Annotated in this window: 22 protein-coding genes and 4 pseudogenes; 23 read left to right on the top strand and 3 right to left on the bottom strand. The window is 64.6% G+C overall.

What is annotated here, in order from left to right:
* Positions 1-223: transposase (locus BMY22_RS18070; protein WP_143068538.1), on the bottom strand; the 223-nt coding region annotated here is incomplete at its 3' end.
* 128 nt (positions 224-351) lie between these two features.
* On the opposite strand from BMY22_RS18070, the pseudogene BMY22_RS18075 reads away from it, so the two are divergent.
* Positions 352-698 (top strand): annotated as a pseudogene (locus tag BMY22_RS18075) (transposase); the annotation flags it as partial.
* A 115-nt stretch (positions 699-813) separates the two neighbouring features.
* Here the strand turns inward: BMY22_RS18075 and BMY22_RS18080 are convergent.
* Positions 814-955 (bottom strand): annotated as a pseudogene (locus BMY22_RS18080) (IS5/IS1182 family transposase); the annotation flags it as partial.
* 136 nt (positions 956-1,091) lie between these two features.
* Between BMY22_RS18080 and BMY22_RS18085 the strand changes: the two are divergent.
* The 21 genes and pseudogenes from BMY22_RS18085 to BMY22_RS18190 all read left to right on the top strand — a co-directional run bounded on the left by BMY22_RS18085 (position 1,092) and on the right by BMY22_RS18190 (position 24,035).
* Positions 1,092-2,681: a glycoside hydrolase family 68 protein gene (locus BMY22_RS18085; protein ID WP_244158913.1), complete on the top strand. Its 1,590-nt coding sequence runs from the start codon at positions 1,092-1,094 to the stop codon at positions 2,679-2,681.
* Positions 2,682-2,751: 70 nt separating this feature from the next.
* Positions 2,752-3,504, top strand: a complete 753-nt coding sequence (locus tag BMY22_RS18090) for an IS6 family transposase (RefSeq protein WP_425265981.1) — start codon at positions 2,752-2,754, stop codon at positions 3,502-3,504.
* A gap of 552 nt (positions 3,505-4,056) precedes the next feature.
* Complete coding sequence (locus tag BMY22_RS18095) at positions 4,057-5,745, top strand: glycoside hydrolase family 32 protein (RefSeq protein ID WP_090624373.1); 1,689 nt, start codon at positions 4,057-4,059, stop codon at positions 5,743-5,745.
* A gap of 106 nt (positions 5,746-5,851) precedes the next feature.
* Positions 5,852-6,263: pseudogene (locus BMY22_RS25415) on the top strand (IS6 family transposase); the annotation flags it as partial.
* Between the two features lie 242 nt (positions 6,264-6,505).
* Positions 6,506-8,119 carry a glycoside hydrolase family 32 protein gene (locus BMY22_RS18105; protein ID WP_208599329.1) on the top strand — a complete coding sequence of 538 codons (1,614 nt, stop codon included), beginning with the start codon at positions 6,506-6,508 and terminating at the stop codon, positions 8,117-8,119.
* Between the two features lie 83 nt (positions 8,120-8,202).
* Positions 8,203-8,801 (top strand): annotated as a pseudogene (locus tag BMY22_RS24700) (IS6 family transposase); the annotation flags it as partial.
* Positions 8,802-9,216: 415 nt separating this feature from the next.
* Positions 9,217-9,756, top strand: a complete 540-nt coding sequence (locus BMY22_RS23940; protein WP_143068539.1) for a hypothetical protein — start codon at positions 9,217-9,219, stop codon at positions 9,754-9,756.
* A gap of 57 nt (positions 9,757-9,813) precedes the next feature.
* The gene (locus tag BMY22_RS18120; RefSeq protein ID WP_090624377.1) at positions 9,814-10,458 is read left to right on the top strand and encodes a type II secretion system protein N; all 645 of its coding nucleotides are present in this window, start codon (positions 9,814-9,816) and stop codon (positions 10,456-10,458) included.
* Positions 10,439-11,215, top strand: coding sequence for an outer membrane protein assembly factor BamD (gene bamD / locus BMY22_RS18125; protein ID WP_090624379.1), 777 nt, complete (start codon positions 10,439-10,441; stop codon positions 11,213-11,215). The genes BMY22_RS18120 and bamD overlap by 20 nt, the downstream gene beginning before the upstream one ends.
* 438 nt (positions 11,216-11,653) lie before the next feature.
* Positions 11,654-13,543 (top strand): type II secretion system secretin GspD, encoded by a 1,890-nt coding sequence (gene gspD / locus BMY22_RS18130; RefSeq protein ID WP_208599331.1) that lies wholly within the window; start codon positions 11,654-11,656, stop codon positions 13,541-13,543.
* Positions 13,544-13,594: 51 nt separating this feature from the next.
* A complete protein-coding gene (gspE, locus tag BMY22_RS18135; protein ID WP_425265980.1) occupies positions 13,595-15,073 on the top strand; it encodes a type II secretion system ATPase GspE in 1,479 nt (492 codons plus the stop codon).
* 5 nt (positions 15,074-15,078) lie between these two features.
* On the top strand, positions 15,079-16,296 hold the full coding sequence (gspF, locus tag BMY22_RS18140; protein WP_090624383.1) for a type II secretion system inner membrane protein GspF: 1,218 nt from the start codon (positions 15,079-15,081) through the stop codon (positions 16,294-16,296).
* Between the two features lie 25 nt (positions 16,297-16,321).
* Positions 16,322-16,741, top strand: coding sequence for a type II secretion system major pseudopilin GspG (gene gspG / locus BMY22_RS18145; protein WP_167363769.1), 420 nt, complete (start codon positions 16,322-16,324; stop codon positions 16,739-16,741).
* Positions 16,719-17,231 (top strand): type II secretion system minor pseudopilin GspH, encoded by a 513-nt coding sequence (gspH, locus tag BMY22_RS18150; protein WP_167363766.1) that lies wholly within the window; start codon positions 16,719-16,721, stop codon positions 17,229-17,231. Before gspG ends, gspH begins: the two co-directional genes overlap by 23 nt.
* Entirely contained in the window at positions 17,228-17,596 is a 369-nt protein-coding gene (gene gspI, locus BMY22_RS18155) for a type II secretion system minor pseudopilin GspI (protein WP_167363767.1), read from the top strand. Before gspH ends, gspI begins: the two co-directional genes overlap by 4 nt.
* A complete protein-coding gene (gene gspJ, locus BMY22_RS18160) occupies positions 17,593-18,219 on the top strand; it encodes a type II secretion system minor pseudopilin GspJ (RefSeq protein WP_090624388.1) in 627 nt (208 codons plus the stop codon). Before gspI ends, gspJ begins: the two co-directional genes overlap by 4 nt.
* Complete coding sequence (gspK, locus tag BMY22_RS18165; protein WP_090624390.1) at positions 18,216-19,265, top strand: type II secretion system minor pseudopilin GspK; 1,050 nt, start codon at positions 18,216-18,218, stop codon at positions 19,263-19,265. Before gspJ ends, gspK begins: the two co-directional genes overlap by 4 nt.
* Positions 19,258-20,415, top strand: a complete 1,158-nt coding sequence (gene gspL, locus BMY22_RS23945; RefSeq protein WP_167363768.1) for a type II secretion system protein GspL — start codon at positions 19,258-19,260, stop codon at positions 20,413-20,415. Before gspK ends, gspL begins: the two co-directional genes overlap by 8 nt.
* Positions 20,416-20,886 carry a type II secretion system protein GspM gene (gene gspM, locus BMY22_RS18180; protein ID WP_090624394.1) on the top strand — a complete coding sequence of 157 codons (471 nt, stop codon included), beginning with the start codon at positions 20,416-20,418 and terminating at the stop codon, positions 20,884-20,886. It begins immediately after the preceding gene.
* 288 nt (positions 20,887-21,174) lie between these two features.
* Positions 21,175-22,458 carry an MFS transporter gene (locus BMY22_RS18185; protein WP_090624396.1) on the top strand — a complete coding sequence of 428 codons (1,284 nt, stop codon included), beginning with the start codon at positions 21,175-21,177 and terminating at the stop codon, positions 22,456-22,458.
* Positions 22,459-22,556: 98 nt separating this feature from the next.
* A complete protein-coding gene (locus tag BMY22_RS18190) occupies positions 22,557-24,035 on the top strand; it encodes a glycoside hydrolase family 32 protein (protein WP_090624397.1) in 1,479 nt (492 codons plus the stop codon).
* A gap of 29 nt (positions 24,036-24,064) precedes the next feature.
* Here BMY22_RS18190 and BMY22_RS18195 read toward each other — a convergent pair whose 3' ends face one another.
* The gene (locus BMY22_RS18195) at positions 24,065-24,832 is read right to left on the bottom strand and encodes an ISAs1 family transposase (RefSeq protein WP_208599332.1); all 768 of its coding nucleotides are present in this window, start codon (positions 24,830-24,832) and stop codon (positions 24,065-24,067) included.
* Positions 24,833-24,987: 155 nt separating this feature from the next.
* Here BMY22_RS18195 and BMY22_RS18200 point away from each other — a divergent pair, with 155 nt between their 5' ends.
* On the top strand, positions 24,988-25,986 hold the full coding sequence (locus BMY22_RS18200; RefSeq protein WP_090624399.1) for a LacI family DNA-binding transcriptional regulator: 999 nt from the start codon (positions 24,988-24,990) through the stop codon (positions 25,984-25,986).
* Positions 25,987-26,184: the final 198 nt, after the last annotated feature.

Below are 26,184 nucleotides of genomic sequence, written 5' to 3' on the forward strand. Positions count from 1 at the left end.
CCTTGAGCCACTTGCCGACCGCCGACCACGCATTGAAGCGCTTGTAGACCGAGTTCCAACGCCCGAAGGCGCTGGGCAGGTCTCTCCAGGGGCAACCGGCGCGCATCCGGTAGAGCATGCCCTCGACCGTCATGCGCAGATCCGGCTTGTGGTAGATGGCTTGCTGAAGCAGCACGTTTTCCAGCTTCGACCAGAGTTCGTCACTGAGCATCAATCGGGGCATTGCAAACTCGCGGGATTATTGGGCTGGGAGCCTGAATTCTGCGGGTTTGCTCTGCTTCATCAACGCCTCTGGCTCGAAACGTCAACAGCCCCTAGCGTGCTTTATTTTCCGTTTTCTGAGACGACCCCTACAAGCGGCGCATGCAGATCGAGGAAGGCTTCCGCGACTTGAAGAGCCATCGGCTCGGGATTGGTCTGGAGTTGCATCGCAGCCGCTGCCCGCGGCGCATCGAGGTTCTGCTGCTGATCGCCGCGCTGGCCAGCTACGCGCTGGCCTGCAGGCGCGAGAGGCGGGGCACGAACGGCATTTCCAGAGCAACAGCCTCAAGGACAAGCGCGTGCTGTCGCTGTGGCGGCTGGGGCAGGGGCTGGAGTATGCACGTACTTATGCGGGAGACATTTCCCGGGAGAGGCTGCGGGAGCTGGAGCTGGTTCTGCGACGGGAGGTCCACCGGCAAGCGCAGGAACTGGGGTGATTTTGTGGGGATCACTCAGCGACCGTGCCCCTTGCCGCGCGCGCATGGCGCGACGCACCACGAAGTGCACGTAGGCAACGTGCGGCTGAGACTGCGAGACAAAGCCAACCAGGAAACGCAACAGGTACAGCACCGCGCAGAACACATCGTACAGATCCACTTTCCGTGGGGGCGGTCTTCTTGCGTGCACTTTCCAGCAGGGGGCGAACCTGCTCGAACTGGTCACGGCTGATGTCACTGGGATAGCAATGTCTCATCCCAGTAGTTCGGGTCTCCCGCTGAGACTTTGAATAGGTTCAAATTTAACGTTAACAAGATGCAGCCACAAAATATTTAACGTTAACATTCCATGTGCTAGCATCCCGCCCGCTTTTAAAACCGAAAGGAAACATCATGTTACTCATCGACCAACGTATTCGGCGATCGCTCGTCAGCGGGATCGCTGCGACGACGCTGTTCAGCAGCGCCATGGCAGCCGTTGCGGCTCCCCACCTGGAACCCGGCCCCGAGCCCACCGTGCACACGCAGGAGGCATTCGCGCCCGAGGGCACCTTCACCGCGAAGTGGACTCGTGCCGACGCGCGTCAGATCAAGCGGATGTCGGACCCGAGGGCCGTCTCGCGTCAGAGCTCGATGCCTGCGGAATACACCATGCCCAACGTCCCGCAGGACTTCCCCGACATGTCGAACGAGCAGGTCTGGGTGTGGGACTCCTGGCCGCTGACCGACGCCAACGCGAACCAGTACAGCGTCAACGGGCAGGAGATCATCTTCTCCCTCGTCGCCGACCGGAACCTCGTCTTCGACGAGCGCCACGTGTTCGCGAAGATCGGCTACTTCTACCGCCCGGCCGGCATTCCCGCCAACCTGCGGCCGGCGAACGGCGGCTGGACCTACGGCGGTCTCGTCTTCGACGAGGGCGTCACCGGCCAGATCTTCGAGGACCAGTCGTACAGCCACCAGACGCAGTGGTCGGGCTCGGCACGCATCTTCCCGGGCGGCGAGATCAAGCTGTTCTTCACGGATGTCGCGTTCTATCGTGACGCCGCGGGCAAGGACATCAAGCCGTACGACCCGAAGATCGCGCTCAGCGTCGGTAAGGTGCACGCCAACAAGGAGGGCGTGAAGTTCACCGGCTTCGACAAGGTCATTCCGCTCCTGTCGGCCGACGGTACCTACTACCAGACCGGTGAGCAGAACCCGTACTTCAACTTCCGCGATCCGTTCACCTTCGAGGACCCGGCCCACCCGGGCGAGACCTTCATGGTCTTCGAGGGCAACTCGGCCATGCCGCGAGAGTCTGCCACCTGCAGCGCGGAGGACCTCGGCTACCGTGAGGGCGACCCCTACGCCGAGACCGTCGAGCAGGTGAACGCGTCGGGTGCGACCTACCAGATCGGCAACATCGGTCTGGCGAAGGCGAAGAACGCCGACCTCACCGAGTGGGAGTTCCTGCCGCCGATCCTCTCGGCGAACTGCGTGACCGACCAGACCGAACGGCCGCAGATCTACATGAAGGACGGCAAGTACTACCTCTTCACCATCAGCCACCGTGGCACCTACGCGGCCGGCCTTGATGGCCCCGAGGGCGTGTACGGCTTCGTGGGCAACGGGATCCGCAGCGATTACCAGCCGATGAACCAGGGATCCGGGCTGGTGCTCGGCAACCCGACGAACCTCAACTTCAACGGCGGGTTCCCGTTCGCTCCCGACTACAACCAGCCCTTCGGCCACTTCCAGTCGTACTCGCACTACGTAATGCCGGGCGGCCTGGTGCAGTCGTTCATCGACACGATCGGCACCGAGGGCAACTTCCGGCGCGGCGGCACCCTCGCACCGACCGTGAAGATCGACATCGAAGGGGCATCGTCGGCGGTCGACTACTCCTACGGCGCCTACGGCGACGGGCTGGGCGGCTGGGCCGACATCCCGGCGAACCTCAATGTGAATCCGGGCGGCCAAAGCCAGCCGCTGAAGAAGTAACGGACTTCACGAAGAAGCGCCCGGCTGGATTTCCAGCCGGGCGCCTCTCTGTGTGGGTACTGTCACGTTGTTGGCAGGTTGCCGAAGGTGCGGTGACAATCCCGAATATGAAACGGGCCACTGTACCTACCAGCGACGCCACCGCTTCCCGCCCGACGTGATCGGCTATGCGGTGTGGCTGTACTACCGTTTTCCCTTGAACCTGCGCATGGTCGAAAAGCTGCTGGCTCGAGGCATCGAGCTGACCTACGAGACGGTGCGGCGCTGGCCGGTGAGGTTTGGCCTGGGCATTGCCCGGCGTATTCGCTCCAGCGCTTTGGCCCGAGGCGACACGTGGCACCTCGATGAGATGGTCATCTCTCTCAACGGCAGGAAACACTGGCTGTGGCGCGCGGTGGACCAGCACGGCGCAGTGCTCGATGGGCTGGTGCAACGCCGGCGCGACAAGCGGGCGGCCAGGCGGCTCATGCGCAAGCTGCTCAGGAAGCATGATCGCGCTCCGCGGGTCACCGACAAGCTCGGGAGTTACGCGGCGGCGAACCAGGAAATGGGACTGAACCTCGAACACCGCCAGCACAAAGGCTTGAACAACCGGGCGGAGAACTCGCACCAGCCGCCCCGAGTACGCGAGAAGGTGATGCGCCGCTTCAAATCGGCGCGCCCGTTGCAACGATTCGCTTCGATCCACGCTCAGGTCGCTAACTTGTTCATGCCCTGCCGCTACCACTCGAACACACAGCAGAAACGAGCGGTACGCACCCGAGCCTTTGCGGCTTTGGAAAGGGTGACGTGCGCCCCGATGCCCGGACGGTTCGCCGCGTGAGCTCTTCATCCTCGCGCGCTACGTTCTCGGTCGGCCACACATCAGTAACAGTATACCTCCTCCAGATGACCGACTTGACCCGCGTTCGGGGTGGGCCCATACTGTTGTTAACGTTAACCATGGTGGCGGCTTCTCCCCTCCGAACCCCTTCCAGGCCATCTATCGAACATGTCGGAAAGTGGCCCCTTCATGTGAATAAAGTGCTCCTTTCATATGAATGGGGGTGCGAAGACAGCCCTCCGCTGTTTCCACGGCGGCGCACGGATTCAATTTCAGGCGACGGGTGTCTCGGAGCGCTCGAACCCCCGCGAGAATCCGCGGAGTTCCGAGGGTCCGCATCAGCTCGCAGGTGGTCGCGCGCTCAGCGGAATCCGTTCCACCGAGAGCGGAGCCTCTCATTTTGCAAATCGATTTGGAGTTGGCCAGCGTGGCCGAGGATTCCTCGAGTGGCGCATCCGCTCCTCAAGTTCTGCTGCGAAGACGCATCGAGGGTTTCGATGAACGCCTCGACGACAAGCCCTGATCGGTGCTCGACACCCAACAAGGAGAATCATGAACCGCAATCCCACCTCGAAGCGCGCATCGGTCTGCGCGCTCGCCGCGCTGCTCGTCGCCGCGACCGTGGCGGTGCTCGTGTTCGCGCCCGCTCCGGCGACCCCGTCAAGCCCCGAGCCGTCGAGCCCGCCGCTGACCGAGTCCTCCGAATTCTCGCGGCCGGCCGACTGGTCGCCCCACCGGCCCGCGGTGCACCTCACCCCCGCCAAGCACTGGATGAACGATCCCCAGCGCCCGATCCTGATCGACGGCGTCTGGCACTACTACTACCTCTACAACGCCGACTACCCCAAGGGGAACGGCACCGAGTGGTACCACGCGACCTCGACCGACCTCGTGCGCTGGCAGGATCACGGCGTCGCGATCGACAAGTACAAGAACGGCCTCGGCGACATCGAGACCGGCAGCGCCGTGATCGACACCGAGAACACCGCGGGCTTCGGCGCCGGCGCGGTGATCGCCGTCATGACCCAGCAGCACGAGGGCGTGCAACGGCAGTCGCTCTTCGTCTCGACCGACGGCGGCTACCGCTTCAAGGCGTACGACGGCAACCCCGTCATGGACAACCCGGGCGCCGAGCATTGGCGTGACCCGAAGATCATCTGGGACGACGCCCGCGACGAGTGGCTGATGGCGCTCGCCGAGGGCGACAAGATCGGCTTCTACACTTCGCCCGACCTGAAGCGCTGGACGTATCGATCAGGCTTCGAGCGCGACGACCTCGGCATCCTCGAGTGCCCCGACCTGTTCCGCATGTCGGTCGACGGTGACCCGGCGAACACGCGATGGGTGCTCGCGGCAGGCGGGAATGGTGCCAGCAAGGGTATGACCACGGGAACCGTGTACTGGACTGGCGACTGGGACGGCGAGCGCTTCACCGCGGATCGCGACGAACCACGATGGCTCGACTCGGGCGCCGACTTCTACGCCACCGTGACGTGGGACGACCCGCGACAGGACGACGCCGAACGCCTCGCCTCCCGCTACGCCATCGGCTGGCTCAACAACTGGGCCTACGCCACCAAGCTACCGATCAACGACTGGCACGGTGGCGCTGACTCGGTCGTGCGACGCATCGAGCTGCGATCGGTCGACGGCGAGCCGATGCTCGTCTCGCAGCCCATCGAGGCGCTCAATAAGCTTGAGGGCGCCGCCGAGGTGCGCTCCAAGGTACGAGTGACGAAAGCCTCGGGGACTACGCTCCCCCAGCCGGAATCCGATGCCTACCGACTCCGGGTCGAGCTCGACGCGGCCTCGGGCGCCAACGAGGTACGGTTCCGCGTCAAAGAGGGCGGCGGGCACTTCACGACCGTCGGGTACGATTTCGTGCACGGCGTCGCCTTCGTCGCACGCGACGCGGATGCTGCGGGCGAGCGGATGCCCGATGTCTACCGTCAGGTTCGTATGGCGCCGGCGCCAGCGCGCGACGGCGTCGTCACCCTTGACGTCATCGTCGATGCGGTCTCGGTCGAGGTCTTTGTGAATGACGGCGAGGCCGTACTCTCGAGTCTCACGTTCGGGGCCCCCGGCGCGAACGGGCTCTCGGTTGAGTCGCTCGGCGGCGACACCGAACTGCGCTCCTTCCGACTCACACCGCTCGCGCTCGCGCCGATTGAGCGGCATATGGAGCAGGCACCCCAAGGCGCCACCGGCTCACCTGGTAAGCCAGTGGCGCCCGTAGACTGAGCGCATGACGAATCCTCACGAGCCTGTGCCACGTCGCTCCATTTCCTGCTGAAGGCCGAAGCCGAACGGCACTGTCACGTTGTTGGCAGCTTGACGGAGATGCGACTACCGTTTCCCCTTGTGCCTGCGCATGGTCGAAAAGCTCCTGGCTGCGCGAGGCATCGAGCTGACCTACGAGACGGTGCGGCGCTGGTCGGTGAGGTTTGGCTTGGGCATTGCTCGGCGTATTCGCTCGACTGCGTTGGTCCGAGGCGACACGTGGCACCTCGATGAAGTGGTCGTCTCCCTCAACGGCAGGAAACACTGAAATGGGGCTTAACCTCGAACACCGCCAGCACAAAGGCTTGGACAACCGGGCGGAGAACTCGCACCAGCCGACCCGGGTACGCGAGAAAGTGATGCGCCGCTTCAAGTCGGCGCGCCAGTTGCCACGATTCGCTTCGGTCCACGCTCAGGTCGCCCAACCCATTCATGCATTGCCGCTACCACTCGAACGCGCAACAGAAGCGAGAGGCGCGCACTCAAGCCTTCGCAGCTTGGGAACGGATGACGCGTGCTCCGATGCCAGAACATCTCGCCGCGTGAGTTCATCATCCTCGCGAGCCACGTTTTCGTTCGGCTGCACATCACAGCGTGACAGTACCTTTTCGATGCACGGTACGATGCCGGGCGGCCCAGAGGCGTTCCAGCCCCCATCCGCCGTCCGGCATGACGAGCACCGGGCACAACGACAAAAGAAGGAGTGGAAGGAACATTCCCCATGACCACCAAGCGATTCCGGTTCACCGCGCCACGAGGATCGCGGTGTATCGTCGTGGCAGCCATGCTCGCCGCCAGCATCACCGTACTCGCGACCGCTGAAGAGAGCAGCTCCGTCGTCGCCTCGCGGGTGAGCGACGAGGGGCTCGGCGAACTACGCCCTGAGGTGCACCTGACGTCAGCAAGCGGCTGGATGAACGACCCACAGCGGCCATTTTTCCTCGATGGCCGCTGGCACTTGTATTACCTCTACAATGAGGACTATCCAAACGGGAACGGTACCGAATGGTACCATGTCACCTCGACCGACCTGGTGCACTGGTTCAATGAGGGCGTGGCGATCCACAAGTACACGCGTGGCGACGGCGACATCCAGTCCGGCAGTGCCGTCATTGACGCGAACAACACGGCCGGGTTCGGTGCCGGAGCGATCGTTGTCGTCGCGACGCAGCAGCTGGATGCCGTGCAGACCCAGTCGCTATTTTACTCCACCGACGGCGGCTACACCTTCGAGCAGTACGCAGGCAACCCCATCATGCGCAATCCAGCGGGCAGTGGGGACTTTCGCGATCCGAAAATCACGTGGGACGCAGAGCATTCGCGCTGGCTGATGCTCATCTCCGAGCTGCACAAGATCGGTTTCTACACCTCTGCGAACTTGACGGAATGGACTTACCTGTCGGGGTTCGAGCGCGACGACCTCGGCATCATGGAGTGCCCGGAGCTATTTCGCATGTCGGTCGAGGGCGACCCCTCGCGCACGACCTGGGTGCTCGCGACCGGTGCGAACGGGTTCAACTACGGCATGAATTCCGGGTATGCCTACTGGACCGGCAAGTGGGACGGAACGAACTTCCACCCCGATCAGGTCGAACCCCAGTGGCTCGACAACGGGTCGGACTTCTACGCTGCCGTCACCTGGACTGACCCACAGCAGGCCGCCGAAGAGCAGCTGCGCACCCGATACGCCATCGGCTGGGTGGACAACTGGGACTACGCCCGCCGGCTCCCCGCCGGCGAATGGGGCGGCAACCACCTCTCGCTCGTGCGCGAGGTGCACCTGAAGGACATCGACGGCCGGCTCGCGCTCACCTCGCGTCCGATCGACACGATCAATGCGCTCGAGGGCGAACAGGCCCGCATCGAGCAGCTTCTGATCGGCCCCGGAGAGACTAGGGCGGTTCCGCAGCCAACGAGTGCCGCCTATCGGTTGCGCGCCTCGATCGCGCAAGACCCGCGCAACCCGGCCCGGGAGGTACGACTGAAGCTTAAGACGGACGGTACACACTTCGCGACCGTCGGCTACGACTTTGCCACCGAGACGGCATTCATCGTCCGCAACCGCGATGCGATCGCCGACGAACTGACTGAGGTGTACCGCCACGGGCGCACGATCCGCGTCCGGCCGCGAGACGGTGTTGTCGATCTCGACATCATCGTCGATCGCACCTCGGTCGAGGTGTTCATGAACGGCGACGAGCACGCGCTGAGCGCGGTCGTGTACGGCGCGAACGACGCGAACGGCCTCACCGCTGAGGCGTTCGACGGGCTCGCCGTCATCCGCTCGATGACCGTCGCCCCACTCGCGCCCGCCCCGCCGGTGCTCCGAGGCTGACCGGCGCCGGCAACTGTACTATGCCCGCCAAGAGGGCACTGTCACGTTGCTGGCAGGTTGGCGGAGATGCGGCTACCGTTTCCCCCTTGAGCCTGCGCATGGTCGAAAAGCTGCTGGCTGCGCGAGGCATCGAGCTGACCTACGAGACGGTGCGGCGCTGGTCGGTGAGGTTTGGCCTGGGCATTGCCCGGCGTATTCGCTCCAGCGCTTTGGCCCGAGGCGACAAGTGGCACCTCGATGAGGTGGTCGTCTCCCTCAACGGCAGGAAACACTGGCTGTGGCGAGCGGTGGACCAGCACGGCGCGGTGCTCGATGTGCTGGTGCAACGCTGGCGCGACAGGCAGGCGGCTCATGCGCAAGCTGCTCGGGAAGCACGGTCGCGCTCCGCGAGTACTGGTCACCGACAAGCTCGGGAGTTATGCGGGGGCGAACAGGGAAATAGGGTTGAGTGTCGAACACCGCCAGCACAAATGCTTGAACAACCGGGCTGAGAATTCGCACCAGCCGACCCGGGTACGCGAGAAGGTGATGCGCCGCTTCAAGTCGGCGCGCCAGTTGCAACGATTCGCTTCGGTCCACGACCAGGTCTGCCAACCTGTTCATGCACCGCCGTTACCACACGAACGCGCAAGAGAAACGAGAGGCATGCACCCAGGCCTTTGCGGCTTGGGAACGGGTGACGTGCGGACGTCTCGCCGCGTGAGCTCTTCAGTTACGTTTTCGCTCGGCTGCACATCAACAACGTGGCAGTACCTCCTCCAGATGACCGACTTGACCTGCGTTCGGGGTGGGCATACACTACTGATAACGTTAACCATGGCGACGGCTTCCCCCTCCGAACCCGTTCCATGCCATCCATCGAGCGTGTCGGAAAGTGGCCCCTTCATGTGAAGGCCGACACGTCTTTCGCGTTCCGACATTGCCGTTTCACCTCCCCCGCTGATGCCGAGCGGCCCACGCAGCGCTGCATAGCCCCGAGCATACACGGGGGCTGCGCCATGAACGGGGGATGCTAGCAATGCTAGGAGCGATGCCTGGCAGGACTGCGCATACCCCTGTCGAGACCGCTCACCATGCAAAGGTAAAGCGAACATCCTATGCGAATATTTCCAAGCCAACGTTTTGCAGTTTCTCTTCTCAGCATCGCGATTTCGGGCCTGCTGTCAGGCGCGGCAGTTGCGGCACCGGCCCCCAAAGCTCTTGAGCAGATACCGAACGGCAAGGACGGCGTGAAGTGGCAGGAAGTGCAGGCCGGCAAGCTGGCTGAAGAAGAGCAGAAAGGCAGGGGCGAGCAGGTGATCCGCTACGAGGACAGCAACACCGGCCAAAATGGCGGTGACCTGGTCACCAACATCCGTCTCGGCAACGACCGCAAGACGGGCGTGGCCGTGGTCGCCGGCAACAACCCGGCGCTGGACACCACCATCGTCGTCGACATGGGTGAGAAGCACCGCAACCAGTGGTTCGTCGACGCTATGGGGTTACCACGGCGAGTAGCTCAAGACCGACAAGAACGGCCGCCTCACCGTCCAGGTGAAGGGCACCCAGAACGTGGATGTGAAGGGCTACCTGGCCGCCTAGGTTCCGGACACCTAGGCCAAGGAGTGAGCCTGCTCGTCACCGAGCGATTCGCTTGAGGGGGGCCGCCCCCCGACCAAAATTCCGATCCGCACCGTTTCGAGACGGCTTTACGCATGTTGAATGACCTGATTAGGCACCGGATAGCCGCCACGACGCTCCCCAAAGCGATCAGCATGATTTTGCTGGTAGTCGCCTCGATCCAGGCGGTGGGGATCACCAAAACGCTCTTTTGGCCCAAGTCATCGACCTCTGTGGCGCCAGCCAAGCTACGAGAGGCAACGCCGGGCGATACGCCGATGCTGGATCTCAAGGCAGTCCAGCAGGCCGAACTCTTCGGCTCTCCTGGAAAGGAGGGTGCGGCGCCAGCCCAAACGACGCTGGCGGCGAAGATGAAAAGCCGTCTGGACGTCAAGCTTCTGGGCGTCGTCAAGGGCTCCCAGGGGAACACCTCCGTGGCCATTCTCACCGAAGCCGGCCGGCAGCGAGCCTATGCCGTCGACGACAGGCTGTCTATCAACAACGGTGCCAGGTTGGCCGAAATCCTGGCGGACCGGGTGGTGCTCGAGGTATCCGGTCAACAGCAATACGTCGAGCTGGAAAAGCCCGCCCTGAACGACGCGAGGATTTCCGTCGTCACCACGGCGCCCAGTCAGACAAACCGATCGCCGCAGCGGGACGAAACTGAGGCGGCTGACGAAGGTATTCGGCTCATCGCGCGCCGGGACAAGCGGACTCGGGATGACGAGATTGCTCCCTGAGCCGTTTTTTTGCAGAGAGATACAGACCGGGATGATTACCTGTCGATCAGCCAGCCGTTTCGTTTCAGTCGCCTTGCTGGCGCTGCTGGCGGCTGGCTGCACCCCCGTCGGAAAGAACCTGCGCTCCGCCCTGTCCGAGGGGGCATCGCGAGAGCGGGCGCTCTACGACGAGAGCATGGAACTCATCCAGTCCCGCCAGCACGAGGCGGCGGCGAACCGGCTGGTAGAGCTGCTGCGCACCGATCCGCAGGGCGAGCTGCGCATTGAGGCGACGCTGGCCCTGGCCTACAGCCAGTTGCAGCTCGACCGGCCGAAGGAAGCAGCCCAGATAGCGGCTCAGGTGATCGAGGAAAATGCCGAAACAGAGCGTATGGACTATGCGCTCTATCTGCACGCCAATGCCTTGCTGGCCCTCAGCCCCGCCCCCTCGGCCGCGCAGGTTCGTCAGGCAGCAGAGGATCTCGAGCGCCTGAGACAGCGCTACCCCGACAGCCAATACGCCGAACGCGCCAAGGAAACGCTGGCCAAGGTCGAGGAACGTCTGGCGGACAATGAACTACAGGCCGCCAGGCTCCAATGGCAGCGCAATCAGCCCGTGGCGGCGCTGAACCGCTGTCGCTACATCATCGAGCGCTATCCCGATAGCGCCGCCGTCAGCGGCGCACTGGAGCTAATGATTAGCGCTTATCGGCAACTCGGCCTGAATGAGCTGGCCGACAGTACCAGGGCGATACGCAAAGGCAGCGTGCCACCCTAGCCTTGGACTCCGCCTGGCTTTCCTGAGGGATGGTCTGAAAAAGACTTTCTCTGAAAATCACAAGCCAGTAACCACCATGCGGCTTACAGGGCATGTGATCTCGTGAAAGTGGGGCTTTTTCAGAGTTTCCTGAGAAATATTACGGATGGATCCGTTTAACGTGACATTTCATAGTTTGACGAATAAACGGATACAGCAGTGCATTATAGATACCCATTTACTTTTGACTTATCTGCCTCAGTATCTTCTCGATACGCAGATGCAGTGGTTACCCAGTCGATGGGGTGTGAAAACAGGACAGAGTCCTTCTCTGACCTACACCAGCCGACGTATGCAGGCAGATCAGGAAAACTGTCTATCAAGACGCTTGTTGCATCATTACTGTTCACTTCGTGGTTGATGACATGCCCGGCCGGGGCCGACGACTACAGCCTCGACATGCGCGACACCGATATTTCGGAGTTCATCGCCAGCATCGGAAAGCTCACGGGCAAAACCATCGTCATGGACCCGCGCGTCAAGGGAAAGGTCAGCATCAGCACTCCGAAATCGGTGACCAAGGAAGAACTCTACGAAATCTTTCTGGTGCAGCTCGGCGTCAATGGATACTCCGTCATCAATGTGGGAAAAGACATTCTGAAGGTGATTCCCCAGCAAGGCGCGAAACTGGAAGGGATCGAAGTTCAGGGTGGCAACAATTCCCCGACGCATACCAGTGAAAGAATCGTCACTCGGGTAGTGCAGGTGCAAAACGTCGATGTGGCCGCTCTGGTACCCATCCTGCGTCCGCTGGTGGATAACCAGAGCGGTATCATCACGCCCTACCCCGCCTCCAACGTCATTCTGATCACCGACCGCGAGGCCAATGTTCGGCGGCTATTGGAGGTCATCGAGCGGGTGGACAAGGCCGATAGCGACGATACCGAGATCATCTGGCTGGAGCATGCCTCCGCGCCGGAAGTGAGCGAAACCCTGAAGGCATTGATTCGCGAGCAGACCAAGGGCAGCGAAGGCTCGCGCCTGATGCCCATCATCAAGGCGGACCCCCGGACCAACAGCCTATTGATCCGGGCCGACAAATCGAATCGCGAGTATCTCCGCCAAGTCATCAAGGAACTCGACAGCGAGGTCCAGACCGACAACAACACCCGGGTCCACTACCTCAAATACGCCAAGGCCGAAGACCTGGCGGAAGTGCTGGAAAAGATCAGCGGCACCATCAGCGAAGAGAAGGACAAGGTCTCCCCGGAATCCGCCGGGACCAATCAGGACGCCATCCATATCAAGGCCCACGAGGCGACCAACAGCATCGTCATGTCGGGCAGCCCGAGGATCATTCGCGACCTCGGGCAATTGATCGAGCAACTCGATATCCGCCGCGCCCAGGTCATGGTGGAAGCGATCATCGTCGAGATGGCGGAAGAGCGGGCCAAGGAACTGGGCGTCCAGTGGTTGCTCGCGGATCGCAGCGGCAGCGGACGGGCACTGGCCGGAACCAACTTCCCCACCTCTTCTAAAATGGGCCTCAACGGGATATTGGATGCCACGACTGGCGGCACGCCAATATCAGTGCCAGGCGCCCTGAGAAACGTCGGAGGCTTGACTGCCGGCGTGGGGCGCTTCAGTGAGTCGGGCCTGAACTTCGCCGTGCTCTTGCAGGCGCTGCAGGACGATACGAAATCGAACATTCTCTCCACCCCCAGCCTGCTGACCATGGACAACCAGGCGGCCTCCATACTGGTGGGGCAGGAAATACCCGTATCCACGGGTTCGACGCTCAGTAACGACAACAACGCGAACAACCAATTTCGGACGATCGAACGCAAGGACGTCGGCGTCAAGCTGCTCATCACCCCGCAGATCAACGAGGGCGGTGCCGTGCAACTGCAGATCGAACAGGAAGTCTCCTCACTGGGCCCGGAGGTTGGCGACGACGGCGTCAGCTTCAACAAGCGTCAAATCAAAACCGCCGTCCTGGTCGATAACGGCGCGACCATCGTCCTGGGCGGATTGATCGACGACGACATCCGCGAGGCGGGATCGAAGGTGCCCGGGCTGGGCAGCTTGCCGGTGGTGGGTCGCCTGTTCCGCTCGGACGGCAGTCGGATTGCCCGTCGCAATTTGATGGTCTTCATACGTCCCACCATCATTCGGGACCAGGAGATGCTGACCTCGGTAAGCAGAGCCAAATACGGTTCCATTCGGGACAGACAATTGAGAGACAAAGACAGCGCCGTGGAGCTGTTTCCGGAAGAGGCGCCGGCAGTCCTGCCCGAGTGGACGGGGCTTGGCCCTACCTCGATCAACGTGTTGCCGCCCGAGAGGTAAGCCGAGATGGCCGATTCAGTGTTTCCCGATGAAGAAGTCCGGGCGGACGCCATGCCCCTTCCTCAGCGGCTGCCGTTCAGCTTCGCCGACCGGTATCGGCTGGTTGTCGAGCCCGAGACGAATCGATTGAAGTGTTACCACATCGAGCAGACACCTCTTGAGGCGATCCTCGAGGCCAGGCGTTTCCTCGATGCGGAACTCGAGCTGGTGCTGGTGCTGGTCACCACCGAGCAGCTGGAACAGCGCCTGGGCGAGCTCTACCAGCAGAGCGGCCAGGCCAACATGCAACTGATCGGGAAGATCGACGACAATGACGATCTGTTCGAGCTGATCGACGTGCTGCCGGAGAGCGAGGACCTGCTCGCCACCGAAGGCGATGCACCGATCATCCGGCTGATCAATGCGCTGTTGACCGAGGCGATCAAGGAAGGCGCGTCCGATATCCATATCGAACCCTACGAAAAGCGCCTGTCGGTGCGCTTTCGCATCGACGGCGTGCTGCGGGAAATCCTCTCCCCCAACTACAAGCTGGCCACCCTGCTGACCTCGCGCATCAAGGTCATGGCCAAGCTCGACATCGCCGAGAAGCGCGTGCCGCAGGACGGCCGCACGGCGTTGCGCATTGGCGGCCGCGCCCTCGACGTGCGGGTTTCGACCCTGCCGTCCAGCTACGGCGAACGGGTGGTGATGCGCCTGCTGGACAAGCAGACGGCACGCCTCAGCCTCAGCGACCTCGGCATGCCCGAGGGCATCCATCGGACCTTCGAACGCCTGCTGCTGCAGCCCAACGGGGTCATCCTGGTCACCGGTCCCACCGGCTCGGGCAAGACCACCACGCTCTATGCCGGCCTCGGCATGCTCAACAACAGCTCGCGCAACATCCTCACCGTGGAAGATCCGGTCGAATACGCCATCGAGGGCGTGGGGCAGACCCAGGTGAATACCCGCGCAGGGATGACCTTCGCCAAGGGGCTGCGGGCGATGCTGCGCCAGGACCCGGACGTGCTGATGATCGGCGAGATCCGCGATGCGGAAACCGCCGAGGTGGCGATCCAGGCCAGTCTGACCGGCCACCTGGTGCTGTCGACCCTGCACACCAACAGCGCAGCCGGCGCGATCACGCGCCTGCGCGACATCGGCATCGACTCCTATCTGGTGGCGTCCAGCCTGAAAGGCGTGCTGGCCCAGCGGCTGGTGCGGCGACTCTGCCAGCACTGCCGCGAACCGGCGCGGATCACCGAGGAGGAAGCGCAGTGGCTCAACAAGCCCGAACTCGCGGGAACGGATGGCTATCTCAGCCGCGGCTGCGAGCAGTGCAACCAAACCGGCTATCGCGGCCGGGTCGGGATCTACGAGCTGGCGGTGGTGGATACCGGACTGGCGACGCTGATCAACCAGCGGGCCGGCGAGCTGGAGATGCAACAGTACCTGGGCAGCACCATGAGTTCCCTGATGGACGAGGCGCGCTTGCTGGTTGCTCGCGGCGTGACCAGCGTCGACGAAGTGCTCCGCATCATTCGCAGCGATTGAACGCCATGGCCGCCTTCAGCTACCGCGCACTGACCACCGACGGCAAGACCAAAAACGGCCTGATCGAGGCCGATTCGCCGCGCCACGCGCGCGCCATGCTGCGCGAACGGGGCCTGCTGCCCACCGCCGTGGAGGCGGCCAGCCCGGCCCGCGCCGCCAGGACGGGCGGGTTTCGTCTGACTCGCCAGCTTCCGGCGCGCGACGTCGCGCTGCTGACCCGGCAACTGGCGACCCTGATCGACTCCGGCTTGCCGCTGGAAGAGGCGCTCCATGCCATAACCCGCCAAACCAACAACGCCTTGCTGAAGGCGACCGTGCTGTCCGTGCGGGCACGGATTCTGGAAGGCCACAGCCTCGCCTCGGCACTGTCGGAATACCCGCGCAGCTTCAACGAGCTGTATCGGGCGATGATCACCGCCGGCGAGGAATCGGGGCACCTGAGCGGTGTGCTCCTGCGCCTGGCGGAATATGGCGAACGGCTGCAGAAGATCCGCAGCAAGGTGCAGGTGGCGCTGATCTATCCGGTGTTTCTGACGCTGGTGGCGGTGGGGGTCATCGTATTGCTGATGACCTACGTGGTGCCCAAGGTGGTGGAACAGTTCACCCATGCCGAACAGACGCTGCCGCTCCTGACCCGCCAGCTGATCCTGATCAGCGATGTCCTGCAGCAATACGGCCTGCACATGCTCGCGGCGCTGGCGGGCCTCACGCTGCTGGCGCGCGGGTGGCTGCGTGATGGCGGGCGGCGCACCCGCTGGCACAAGGCGCAGCTGCGCCTGCCGCTGGTCAGCACCTTCGTCCTCGGCCAGCAGTCGCTGCAGTTCGCCCGGACCCTGGCGATCCTGGTCGGCAGCGGGGTCGACCTGCTGCACAGCCTGAAGGTGTCCGCCGGGCCGATGACCAACCTCCATCTGAAGCAGGCGGTGCTCGACACCGCCGACCTGGTGCGGGAAGGCTGCTCGCTGTCCCGCGCCCTCGAACAGTCCGGCCCCTTCCCGCCGCTGCTGGTGTACATGATCGCCAACGGCGAGCGCAGCGGCGAGCTGGAGCGGATGCTGGACAAGGCGGCCGAGAACCAGGAGGCGGAGTTCGAAAGCCGTGTCGCCTGGCTGCTCGGGCTGTTCGAACCCGCCCTGATCCTGGCCATGGGCGGCATCGTGCTGTGCATCGTCCTGGCCATTCTCATGCCGATCCTGGAACTCAACAACCTGACCTCGTTTTGAAGGGGATACGCTCTTGAAAGCAACGATCCGAACGCGCCGGCAACAGGGCTTCACCCTGCTGGAAATCATGGTGGTGCTGGTGATTCTGGGCCTCCTGGTGGCGCTGGTGGCGCCGAATGTCCTGCAGAACCAGGACAAGGCGATGGTCCAGAAAGCCAAGGCCGACGTCGCCCTGCTCGAGCAGGCGCTGGACATGTACAAGCTGGACAACTTCCAGTACCCCACCACCGACCAGGGGCTGGAGGCACTGGTGACGAAACCGGAGTCCGGCCCGCTGCCCAAGCGCTACAACAGCAACGGCTACATCAAGCGCCTGCCCCAGGACCCCTGGGGCAATCCCTACCAGTACCTGCAGCCGGGCACCAAGAAGGCGTTCGACGTCTACTCGTTGGGGGCGGATGGCGAGATGGGAGGCGAAGGGCTTGCGGCGGATATCGGCAACTAATCCTGTCCGCGGCTTCACCCTGCTGGAGGTGATGCTGGTGATGGCGATTCTGGGCCTGCTGGCGGTCACCGTCTCCCTGGCGCTGCCGGAGTCGTCCCAGCAACGCCTGGAAAGCGAGGCGCGCCGCCTGAAGGCGCAGATCGGTCTGGCGGCGGAACAGGCCATCTACCGCAATCGCGACCATGGCCTGTGGCTGGGCGAAGCCGGCTATCGCTTCTATCGACGCGAGAAGGCGCGCTGGCTGCCCGTGGACGCCGATTCGCGGCTGGTGGCCCAGGCGCTGAACGACGGGACCACCCTGCGACTGCGCATGGCGGGACAAACGGTCGACACGCGCGGCAAGGAGCGCGAGCCGCAGATCTTCATCGCCAGCGACGGCCAGATCAGCGAGTTCGAATTGACCCTCGGCCATCCCGACGCGCGATGGCCGCAGGTGATCCGCGCCAGCTTCGCAGGCGATCTGCGGCTGGTGCAGGCGGAGCGGCCGTGAACCCATCGCGACAGCGCGGCCTCACGCTGCTGGAGGTGCTGGTGGCGCTCTCCATCTTCGCCCTGGCCGCCGGCGCCCTACTCAAGATCGTCGGCGAGCACGGACGTCATGCCGGGCAGCTCGAACTCCGCTACTTTGCCCAGCTGGCGGCCCAGAACCACCTGGCGAATCTGCATCTGCAGCCGAGCTGGCCGGCCACCGGCAAGCGCACCCGGAAGGTCGAGCTGGCGGGTCACAGGTTCACCCTCACCGAACAGGTGGAGGGAACCGACAATCCCGATATTCGTCGGGTGACGGCCCGGACGACGGGCGATGACGGCCGGCTGCTGAGCGAATTGCAAGCCTTCATGGGAGCGACGCCGTGAAGGGCAGTGGCGGCTTCACCCTGCTCGAAGTGCTGGTGGCAATGTCCCTGCTGGCACTGCTCGGGCTCGCCGCGGCGCTGACGCTCAACAGCGGTCTGCGCAGCCAGCAGGTGGTGGGCGAAAGCATCGAGTCGCTGCAGCGCCTGCAGCTGGCCCAGCAGCTGCTGCGCCGGGATCTGGAACAGCTGGTCGTCCGCCAGGGACGGAACGAACGGGGCGACGTTCGGGCCCAGGTGCTGGTGGCTCCTGCCGACGGCGATCCGCAAGGGGTGCTCCTGGATTTCTACAAGACCGGCCGGCGCATGCTGTCCCGCTCGTTGCCGGGGTCCAGTCTCGAACGCGTGCGCTATCGCCTGCGCGACGGCCGTCTGATTCGCGAAAGCTCGCCCCTGATCGACACCCCGGTGGGCACGCAATGGCACAGCGCCACGCTGCTGGAAGCGGTGAAGGGCATCGACCTGCGCTTTTTCCACAACCGCACCTGGAGCGACCAGTGGCCGCCGCTGCGTGACGCGGCCGGCCAGGATTCGCCCGCGATGCTCCCCCAGGCGCTGGAGCTGACCATCGAAACCGACCGCTATGGAGCGGTGGCGCAGATCGTGCTGCTGCCGAGCGCGCCATGAAAGGCTCGGCACTGGCGGCCAGGCGGCATGGCCGCGGCATGGCGCTGATGGTCGTATTGCTGGTGGTGGCCCTGATCTCCCTCATCGCGACCCACCTGGGATCGCTGGTCCAGCTCAACATCCAGCAGGCGGCCAACCGCGAGCAGTATCAGCAGGCCTACTGGTTCGCCCTGGGTGGCGAGAGGCTGGCGCGCAAACTGCTGGAATCGGCCCTCAAGACCGACAAGCTCACCCACCCGCGGCAGGCCTGGGCCGATCCGCGGCTCAGCTACCCGATCGACGGCGGCGTCATCAGAATCCGCATCCAGGACCAGAACGCCTGCTTCAATCTCAATGCCCTGACCACGCTGAACACGCCCCAGGAGGCCTCCCAGACCAAGGAACCGCTGCTCTTGCGCCAGTTCGTCCGCCTGCTGGTGGAGCTGGGGGCCGACGAGTCGCAGACGGCGCAACTGGTCGAGCCACTGCGCGACTGGCTCGACAACGACACCCTGCCGACCGGACTCAAGGGTGCCGAAGACCTGTTCTACACCGGCCTGGAGCCGGCCTATCTGCCGGCGAACGGCCCCTTGGCGGATCCGACGGAGCTTCATTTCATCGACGGCTTCCGGCAGCTGGCCACCAAGGCTCGGGACGACGAACAGGGTTTTCTGCACAGGCTTCGCCCTTATCTGTGCGCCCTGCCCGGCACCAAGCTGCAGGTCAACGTGAATAGCCTCGGCCCGGAGCAGGCGCCGCTCCTATCGGCCCTGTTCGAGGGACAGGTCCCCTTCGGCCTGCTGACGCAATGGTTGAGCGAACAGCCCGCGGAAGGCTTTCGCAGTGTGGACGAGTTCTGGGCGCTGCTGACCCAGAGCGGCGACGACACGCTCTCCACCGACGTCGACGCGGCCGTCAAGACGCAGCTCAAGGTCTCCTCCGAATTCTTCCTGGCCCGAATCGAGGTCGACTACCACGACGCGAATCTGGTGCTGCTATCGCGCATCCAGATGCGCAACGGCACCTCCGCCGTGTACCAACGCCATTATGGAGCGCTCGATGAATGAATTTCTGCTGGTGAGTCTCGGGCCGCGGCCCGAGGCGCCCGTCGAGTGGCTGGTCTGGAACCCGGACGAGGCCCGCTGCGTCGACGCTGGACGGCTCGCCCATGCCGACGAGCTTCCCCAGCTGGCGCAACTGGCCCGCAGCCATCCCTGTTATGCGCTGCTGCCCCAGGAGCAGGTGCTGGTGAGCGAAGTCCGGCTGCCCAACGCCAGCCGCGCCGCCCGGCGGACGATACCCTACCAGCTCGAAGAACAACTCTGCGACGACCCGGCCCTGCTGCATTTCGCGGTGGGCAGTCCGCGCGCGGACCACCGCTACCCGGTGGCGATCATCGCGCGCCCGCTGATCGAGTCCTGGCGCGACCGCTTGCGCGCGGCATCGATCCCGGCCAGGGCGCTGTTCGCCGATGCCCAGAGCCTGCGCGGCGACCCGGAGCGACTGATCGCGACGCCCCTGGGCGAACGCCTGCTGATCAACGGCGCCGGACTGGCCGGCCTGGCGTTCGCCAGCGCGGAACTGGCGAGCTGGCGACCGCTCCTGGAGCGGAGCGGCGCCCTGGAAACGCTGCCCGCCGCGCCGGACGACCCGCCACTGGCGGCGCTGGCCGCGCGCCTATCGCCCGAGCAGGCCATCGACCTGCTGCAGGGCGAGTACCGGCTGCAGGATGCGCCCGGAACACGGCTGCGTCAGCTGAGGATTCCCGCGGTGCTGGGCCTGCTGGCGCTGATTCTGGGCTTCGCCGCCCTGGGCCTCGAAAACCATCGTCTGGCCCGCCAGAAGGAAGCGCTCGACCGGCAGGTCGTCGAGCTGTTCCGCGAAGCCTTTCCGGAGGTGCGGAGAATCGTCGACCCGCGGACCCAGCTGGAGCAGCGGCTCGACGAACTGCGTCAACGCCGGCAGGGCTCGCGCTTTCTGCGCCTGCTGGAAAAGAGCGTCCCGGCTTTTCGCCAGCACGGCGCCGTCAAGGTGACCGGCATGCGCTATGCAGAAGACGACCGGCGGCTGGAGCTGGAACTGCAGGCGGCCGAGCAGCCCGCCCTCGAGCGGTTCGCCGCCACGCTGGAACAGAACGGACTGCGGGCCCGGCTCGGCGAGGTGCAGAAGCGCCAGCAAGACACCAGCGCCCAGATGGCCGTAGAGGGAATCGAGTAGATGATCAAAGCCTGGATACAAGAGCTGAGCGACCGGGAAAGACTGCTTCTTGCAGGAGGCGCGCTGCTGGCTTTCGCCACGCTGCTCTACCTGCTCGCCTGGCGCCCCATGGCGGCGGAGCGGTCGCGCCTGCAGGAACAGGTAGACCGAAAGCAGGCCCTGGTCGTCTGGATGAGCGCTGCGAGCGAAGAGGCGAAACGCCTGCAGCCATCCGGCACGCTGTCGGCGCCGAGCGACGAGCCCCTCGAACAGCTGCTGGCGGATCAGGCCTCCCGCCTGCAGCTCAAGGTGGCACAGGTCACGTCCGGCGGCGCGGGCGAGGTCACGCTCGCCCTCGACAACGCCGACTTCAACCGGCTGCTGCAACTGCTGGAGCAGTCGAGCCGGGACGGCATCCGCCTGCTCAAGGCCGACCTGCGCAGTGCCGCCGCGCCCGGCCGGGTGGGCGCGCAGCTGACGTTTTCGAAGTAACGCCTCGACAGCCCATCCCGCCCTCAGCCCAGCGCCTTCTCGAACACCTTGGGGGGTAACGTTGTTGATGTGCAGCCGAGCGAAAGCGTGACTGAAGAGCTCACGCGCTACGTTCTCGGTCGGCCACACATCAATAACGTGGCAGTACCCGCCGCATCTCTGTCAACCTACCAATAACGTGACAGTGCCCCTCGGGCGAGAGATCGCGCTTGACAGCGAGCCTGCGGAAGTAGCGTAATAGATTATTTTGTTAACGTTACCAAACCAATAAAAACAAGAGGATTTTCCATGCGTCTCCCGCTCAAACGTGAATACTGGCTGGTCAGTGGTCTGCTGTTTTTCTTCTTCTTCGCCTGGTCGTCGAGCTACTCGCTGTTCTCGATCTGGCTACACCGGGTCATTGGCCTCAACGGTACGGAAACCGGCTTCATCTTCGCCGCCAACGCCATCGCCGCGCTGCTCATCCAGCCCTTCTACGGCGCCCTGCAGGATCGCTTGGGCCTGTCCCGCAAGCTGCTGGTCTGGATCGGCGCGCTGCTCGCCTGCGCCGCGCCCTTCGCGATCCACGTCTACGCCGGCCTGCTGGCCCACAACGTGGTGCTCGGCGCCCTAGTCGGCGCCGCCTTCCTGGCCTTCGCCATGCTCGCCGGCGTGGGCGTCATCGAGTCCTACACCGAGCGGCTGTCGCGGCATGCCCGCTTCGAGTTCGGCACCACCCGGATGTGGGGCTCGCTGGGCTGGGCGGCCGCGACGGGCGTGGTCGGCGTGGTGTTCAACATCGACCCGGACATCGCCTTCTACATGAGCAGCGCCGCCGGCCTGGCGTTCCTGCTGATCCTCTCCCGGCTGGACATGGACGCCTTCAGGAACCACGAGGTGCAGGCCGGCGAGTCCACGCCGGTACGCACCGCCGACATCCTGCAGCTGCTGCGCCTGCCGCGCTTCTGGGCGTTCAGCCTGTTCCTGACCGGGGTTGCCGGGGTCTACATGATCTACGAGCAGCAGTTTCCGGTGTACTTCGCCTCCTTCTTCCCCACCCCGGAGGAAGGCACCCGCGCCTACGGCTACCTGAACTCCTCGCAGGTGCTGGTCGAGGCCCTGCTCATGCTGTTCGCGCCCTGGGTGGTCGCCCGCACCGGCGCCAAGTACGGCCTGCTGCTGGCCGGCGCCATCATGTTCGTGCGCATCCTCGGCTCCGGGCTGGCCACCGAGGCCTGGACCGTCGCCGCCTGCAAGATGCTGCACGCCATAGAGGTGCCGATCCTGCTGGTCGCGGTGTTCAAGTACATCTCCGTCAACTTCGACGCGCGGCTGTCGGCCACGCTCTACCTGGTCAGTTTCCAGTTCGCCCAGCAGCTGACCGCCATGCTGCTGTCGCCGGCGGTGGGCTACGGCTACGACAGGCTCGGCTTCGCCAGCGTCTACCTGCTGCTGGCCGGCCTGGTGGGTATCTGCCTGCTGCTGTCTTGGTCGCTGCTGCGTGCGGACCCGTCCCGCAAGGCCTCCCGGACGGCAAACGGCGCCCTGGAGTTGCCGGCCATCGCCCAGTCGGCCAACCACTACGAACCCTAGCGGGGAAAGGCCCCCGAAAAAGCCACCTCGCGTCATCCCCGTCCCGGCGGGGGTGACGCGCGCTCAAGACCTTCCCACGCACCCTCAAGGATCACGACATGCCGGTTGACCTACTGGACGAGGCGCAGCGCGCCATCGAAACAACCCTGCCCGAACGCGGCGACGACTACCGCCTCGGCTACCACCTGTCGCCCCCGGCCGGCTGGATGAACGACCCGAACGGACTGGTGTATTTCCGCGGCGAGTACCATGTCTTCTACCAGCACCATCCGTACTCGCCCCAGTGGGGACCGATGTACTGGGGACACGCCAGGAGCGCGGACCTGGTCCACTGGGAACACCTGCCCATCGCCCTGGCGCCCGGCGATGCCTATGACCGGGACGGCTGCTTTTCCGGGTCGGCCGTGGTGGAAGGCGACACCCTGTACCTGATCTACACCGGGCACCGCTGGCTGGGCGAGCCGGGCAATGACGAGCAGGGCATACAGCAGGTCCAGTGCCTGGCCAGCAGCACGGACGGCATCACCTTCACCAAGCACGGGGCGGTGATCGAGGCGGCGCCGCACCCGGACATCATGCACTTCCGCGACCCCAAGGTCTGGCGGCGCGGCGACCACTGGTGGATGGCGCTCGGCGCCCGCCAGGGCGACGATCCACTGCTGCTGCTCTATCGCTCCCGGGACCTGCGCCAGTGGGAATGCCTCGGCCGCGCCCTGGAGGGCCGGCGGCAACCCGACGGCTACATGTGGGAGTGCCCGGACCTGTTCGAGCTGGAGGGGCGCGACGTCTTGCTGTTCTCGCCGCAGGGCCTGGAGCCCGAGGGCTACGAGCGCTGGAACCTGTTCCAGAACAGCTATCTCCTCGGCCGACTGGACGAGAGCGCCCACTTCGTTGCGGAGACCGAACTGCGCGAACTCGACCACGGCCACGACTTCTATGCGGCCCAGACCCTGCTGGCGCCGGACGGACGCCGCCTGCTCTGGGCGTGGATGGACATGTGGCAAAGCCCGATGCCGAGCCAGGCCCACCACTGGTGCGGCGCGCTGACCTTGCCGCGCGAGCTGAGCCGCGACGGCGCCCGGCTGCGCATGCGCCCGGCCCGCGAGCTGACGGCGCTGCGCCAGTCCCGGCAGGCGCTGGCGATCGGCACGCTCGAGGCGCAGAGCCGCAAACTCGCGGTGCGCGGTGCCCTGCTGGAGCTCGAACTCGAACTGGAGCTGACCGGCAGCACGGCCGAGCGCTTCGGTCTGGCCCTGCGCTGCAGCGACGACGAACGGGAGCGCACCCTGCTGTATTTCGATGCCATGGCCCGGCGCCTGGTGCTCGACCGGCAGCACTCGGGGGCCGGCGTGAGCGGCGTGCGCAGCGTGCCGGTCGCGCTGGGACATACGCGGATCGCCCTGCGGATCTTCCTCGATCGTTCGTCCATCGAGGTGTTCGTCGACGACGGCACCTACACCCTGAGCAGCCGCATCTACCCGCGCCCCGACAGCCTGGGGGTGAGCGCCTTCGCCGTGAACGGACGCGGGACGTTCGGCGAGGGCGCGGCCTGGAACCTGGCCGACCTGAAACTCTGAGCGATCTCATTGCCCCCATCCGTGCCGCCTCAGGGCAATCGTGCTATGAGACATCCGGGCCAAACAGCAGTTGGGTTCGGTACTGCGCATTGGTGCAGGCTCGCATGCGCCGCTGGCCAACGCTCAGTTGACTGCTGTCGTTCTGTCGTATCAGGTTCAGTGCCGCGCGGCGTACCACGGCCAGGTTGCTGGCCGAGTGACCCTTGCGGCTGCTTGTCCTTCAGGGCCAGCACGTAGTCGGCTTTCGCCGCGACGATCTGTTCGGCCACGGTTTTCTGGCAGCCGATTGCGTCGATGCTGATCACCGCGCCGCGCAGGTCCACCTGCGTCATCAGGTCCGGCAGGGCGGTGATTTCGTTGGCCTTGCCGGGCACCCCGTGCTGGGTCAGCACCCGTCTGGCCTCGATAGCGAAGGCGCTCATCAGGTGCACGGCGCTGCCGTTCTGCCGCGAGCCGCGCAGGGTCTTGCCGTCGAGGGCGATATGCCGGGCGTCGAGGCTCGGCAGGCTGTCCTGCATCCAGCGCGCGAAGGCTTCGGCAAAGGCCTTGCGCTCCAGGCGTCCGATGACGTCGCTGAGGGTATCGTGCGAGGGAATGCCGTTGGCCCGCGGCAGGAGCTCGCGCAGCCAGGCTTCGTTCTCATGGGCGAAGTCCTCGATGCCGACCCAGTCGTCATGGCCGCACAGGGTGGCGCAGAGCGTGATCATGACGATGTCCTGCAGGGCGTGCAGCTTGTTGCGGGTTTCGCGCCGCGGGTCGACGAGTGTGCCGAAGTAGGGCTGGGGATTGGGCAGCATGATGGGGCTCGGAAAAGTCTTGTCCGCTACCGCTAATCCTCGTCCAACGCAAGAGGGATGTAGCGCGATTGCCCTGCGTGCCGCCTGCCGCCGTGTTGTCATGCTTTCGCCGGGCATGACATCATGCCCGGCCATACAGGCAATGGCACCCGCACATGGCTTCGGTCAAAGATGTCGCACGGTTGGCGGGGGTCTCCCCGATGACCGTGTCCCGAGCGATCAACACTCCGGAGAAGCTGAACCCGGAAACCCTGACGAAAGTCCGTCAAGCCATCGAATCCCTGAGCTACGTGCCCAGTCTTTCCGCCCGCAAGATCCGCGGCGGCCACTCTAGCGGCAAGACCATCGGCGTCTTCGCGCTCGACACGGCGACCACCCCCTTCGCCGTGGAAATGCTGCTCTCGGTGGAGCGCACTGCCCGGGAACATGGCTGGAACGTCTTCATCCTCAACGTGTTCGAAATCCCGTTGAACCCGCAAACCATCGAGCTGATGCTGTCGCACCGGCCGGACGGCATCGTGTTCAGCGCCATGCAGCTGCGCGAACTGGAGATTCCCCCGGCGCTGCGCAGCAAGCCGCTGGTGCTGAGCAACTGCATGAGCACCGAGCCCGGCGTGGCCTGCTACGTGCCCGACGACGAGGACGGCCAGTACCGGGCCGTGCGCCAGGCGCTGCAACGCGGCTATCGCCGCCCGCTGTGCATCAACCTGCCGCGCCACAGCCTGGCCTGGAAGCTGCGCCAGCAGGGCCTGTCGCGCGCCCTCGCGGAGGCCGGCATCGCCCCGGAGAGCGTCCGCCAGTACGACCTGTCGACCGACGACGCCTACGGGGAAACCATCGCCGAGCTGGAGCGCCAGTTGCGCGAGTCGCACGGCAAACCGGCCTTCGACCTGCTGGTCTGTGGCAACGACCGCATCGCCCTGGTCGCCTACCAGTACCTGCTCAGCCGCGGCCTGCGCATCCCGGCCGACGTGGCGGTGCTCGGCTACGACAACATGGTGGGCGTCGCCGAGCTGTTCTATCCGCCGCTGAGCACCGTGCAGCTCCCCTACTACGAGCTGGGCCGCCGCGCCGCGCTGCACCTGATCGAGGAGCGCGACGAACCCTTCATCCACTGGGTTCCCTGCCCCGTCGTGGATCGCCAGTCCTGGTGATGCGGGCAGTCTCGGCGCTGATCTTGTCGTTTCAAACAGACAGCCTCTAAACGCCACCCCTTTCAAGGTCTTTCCTGATTAGCAATGAGCCTCAGCCAGAAGCCCTACAGGTACTCGGCAACGCCTACACTGGATATATGAACAGACTTCATGGAGGGGCGATCCATGTCCATGAACCGAATCCAGTTCCAACCCGGC

Origin of the sequence: Azotobacter beijerinckii, assembly GCF_900110885.1 — a bacterium.
Classification (GTDB): domain Bacteria; phylum Pseudomonadota; class Gammaproteobacteria; order Pseudomonadales; family Pseudomonadaceae; genus Azotobacter; species Azotobacter beijerinckii.

Coding starts and splice junctions, on each gene's coding strand:
- BMY22_RS18190 (WP_090624397.1), top strand. CDS start 22,557: ATGCCGGTTGACCTACTGGACGAGGCGCAGCGCGCCATCGAAACAACC.
- BMY22_RS18195 (WP_208599332.1), bottom strand. CDS start 24,832: ATGCTGCCCAATCCCCAGCCCTACTTCGGCACACTCGTCGACCCGCGG.
- gspK (WP_090624390.1), top strand. CDS start 18,216: ATGAAAGGCTCGGCACTGGCGGCCAGGCGGCATGGCCGCGGCATGGCG.
- BMY22_RS18085 (WP_244158913.1), top strand. CDS start 1,092: ATGTTACTCATCGACCAACGTATTCGGCGATCGCTCGTCAGCGGGATC.
- BMY22_RS18200 (WP_090624399.1), top strand. CDS start 24,988: ATGGCTTCGGTCAAAGATGTCGCACGGTTGGCGGGGGTCTCCCCGATG.
- gspE (WP_425265980.1), top strand. CDS start 13,595: ATGCCCCTTCCTCAGCGGCTGCCGTTCAGCTTCGCCGACCGGTATCGG.
- BMY22_RS18185 (WP_090624396.1), top strand. CDS start 21,175: ATGCGTCTCCCGCTCAAACGTGAATACTGGCTGGTCAGTGGTCTGCTG.
- gspD (WP_208599331.1), top strand. CDS start 11,654: ATGCGCGACACCGATATTTCGGAGTTCATCGCCAGCATCGGAAAGCTC.
- BMY22_RS18095 (WP_090624373.1), top strand. CDS start 4,057: ATGAACCGCAATCCCACCTCGAAGCGCGCATCGGTCTGCGCGCTCGCC.
- BMY22_RS18105 (WP_208599329.1), top strand. CDS start 6,506: ATGACCACCAAGCGATTCCGGTTCACCGCGCCACGAGGATCGCGGTGT.
- bamD (WP_090624379.1), top strand. CDS start 10,439: ATGACGAGATTGCTCCCTGAGCCGTTTTTTTGCAGAGAGATACAGACC.
- gspL (WP_167363768.1), top strand. CDS start 19,258: ATGAATGAATTTCTGCTGGTGAGTCTCGGGCCGCGGCCCGAGGCGCCC.
- BMY22_RS23940 (WP_143068539.1), top strand. CDS start 9,217: ATGCGAATATTTCCAAGCCAACGTTTTGCAGTTTCTCTTCTCAGCATC.
- BMY22_RS18120 (WP_090624377.1), top strand. CDS start 9,814: ATGTTGAATGACCTGATTAGGCACCGGATAGCCGCCACGACGCTCCCC.
- gspM (WP_090624394.1), top strand. CDS start 20,416: ATGATCAAAGCCTGGATACAAGAGCTGAGCGACCGGGAAAGACTGCTT.
- gspF (WP_090624383.1), top strand. CDS start 15,079: ATGGCCGCCTTCAGCTACCGCGCACTGACCACCGACGGCAAGACCAAA.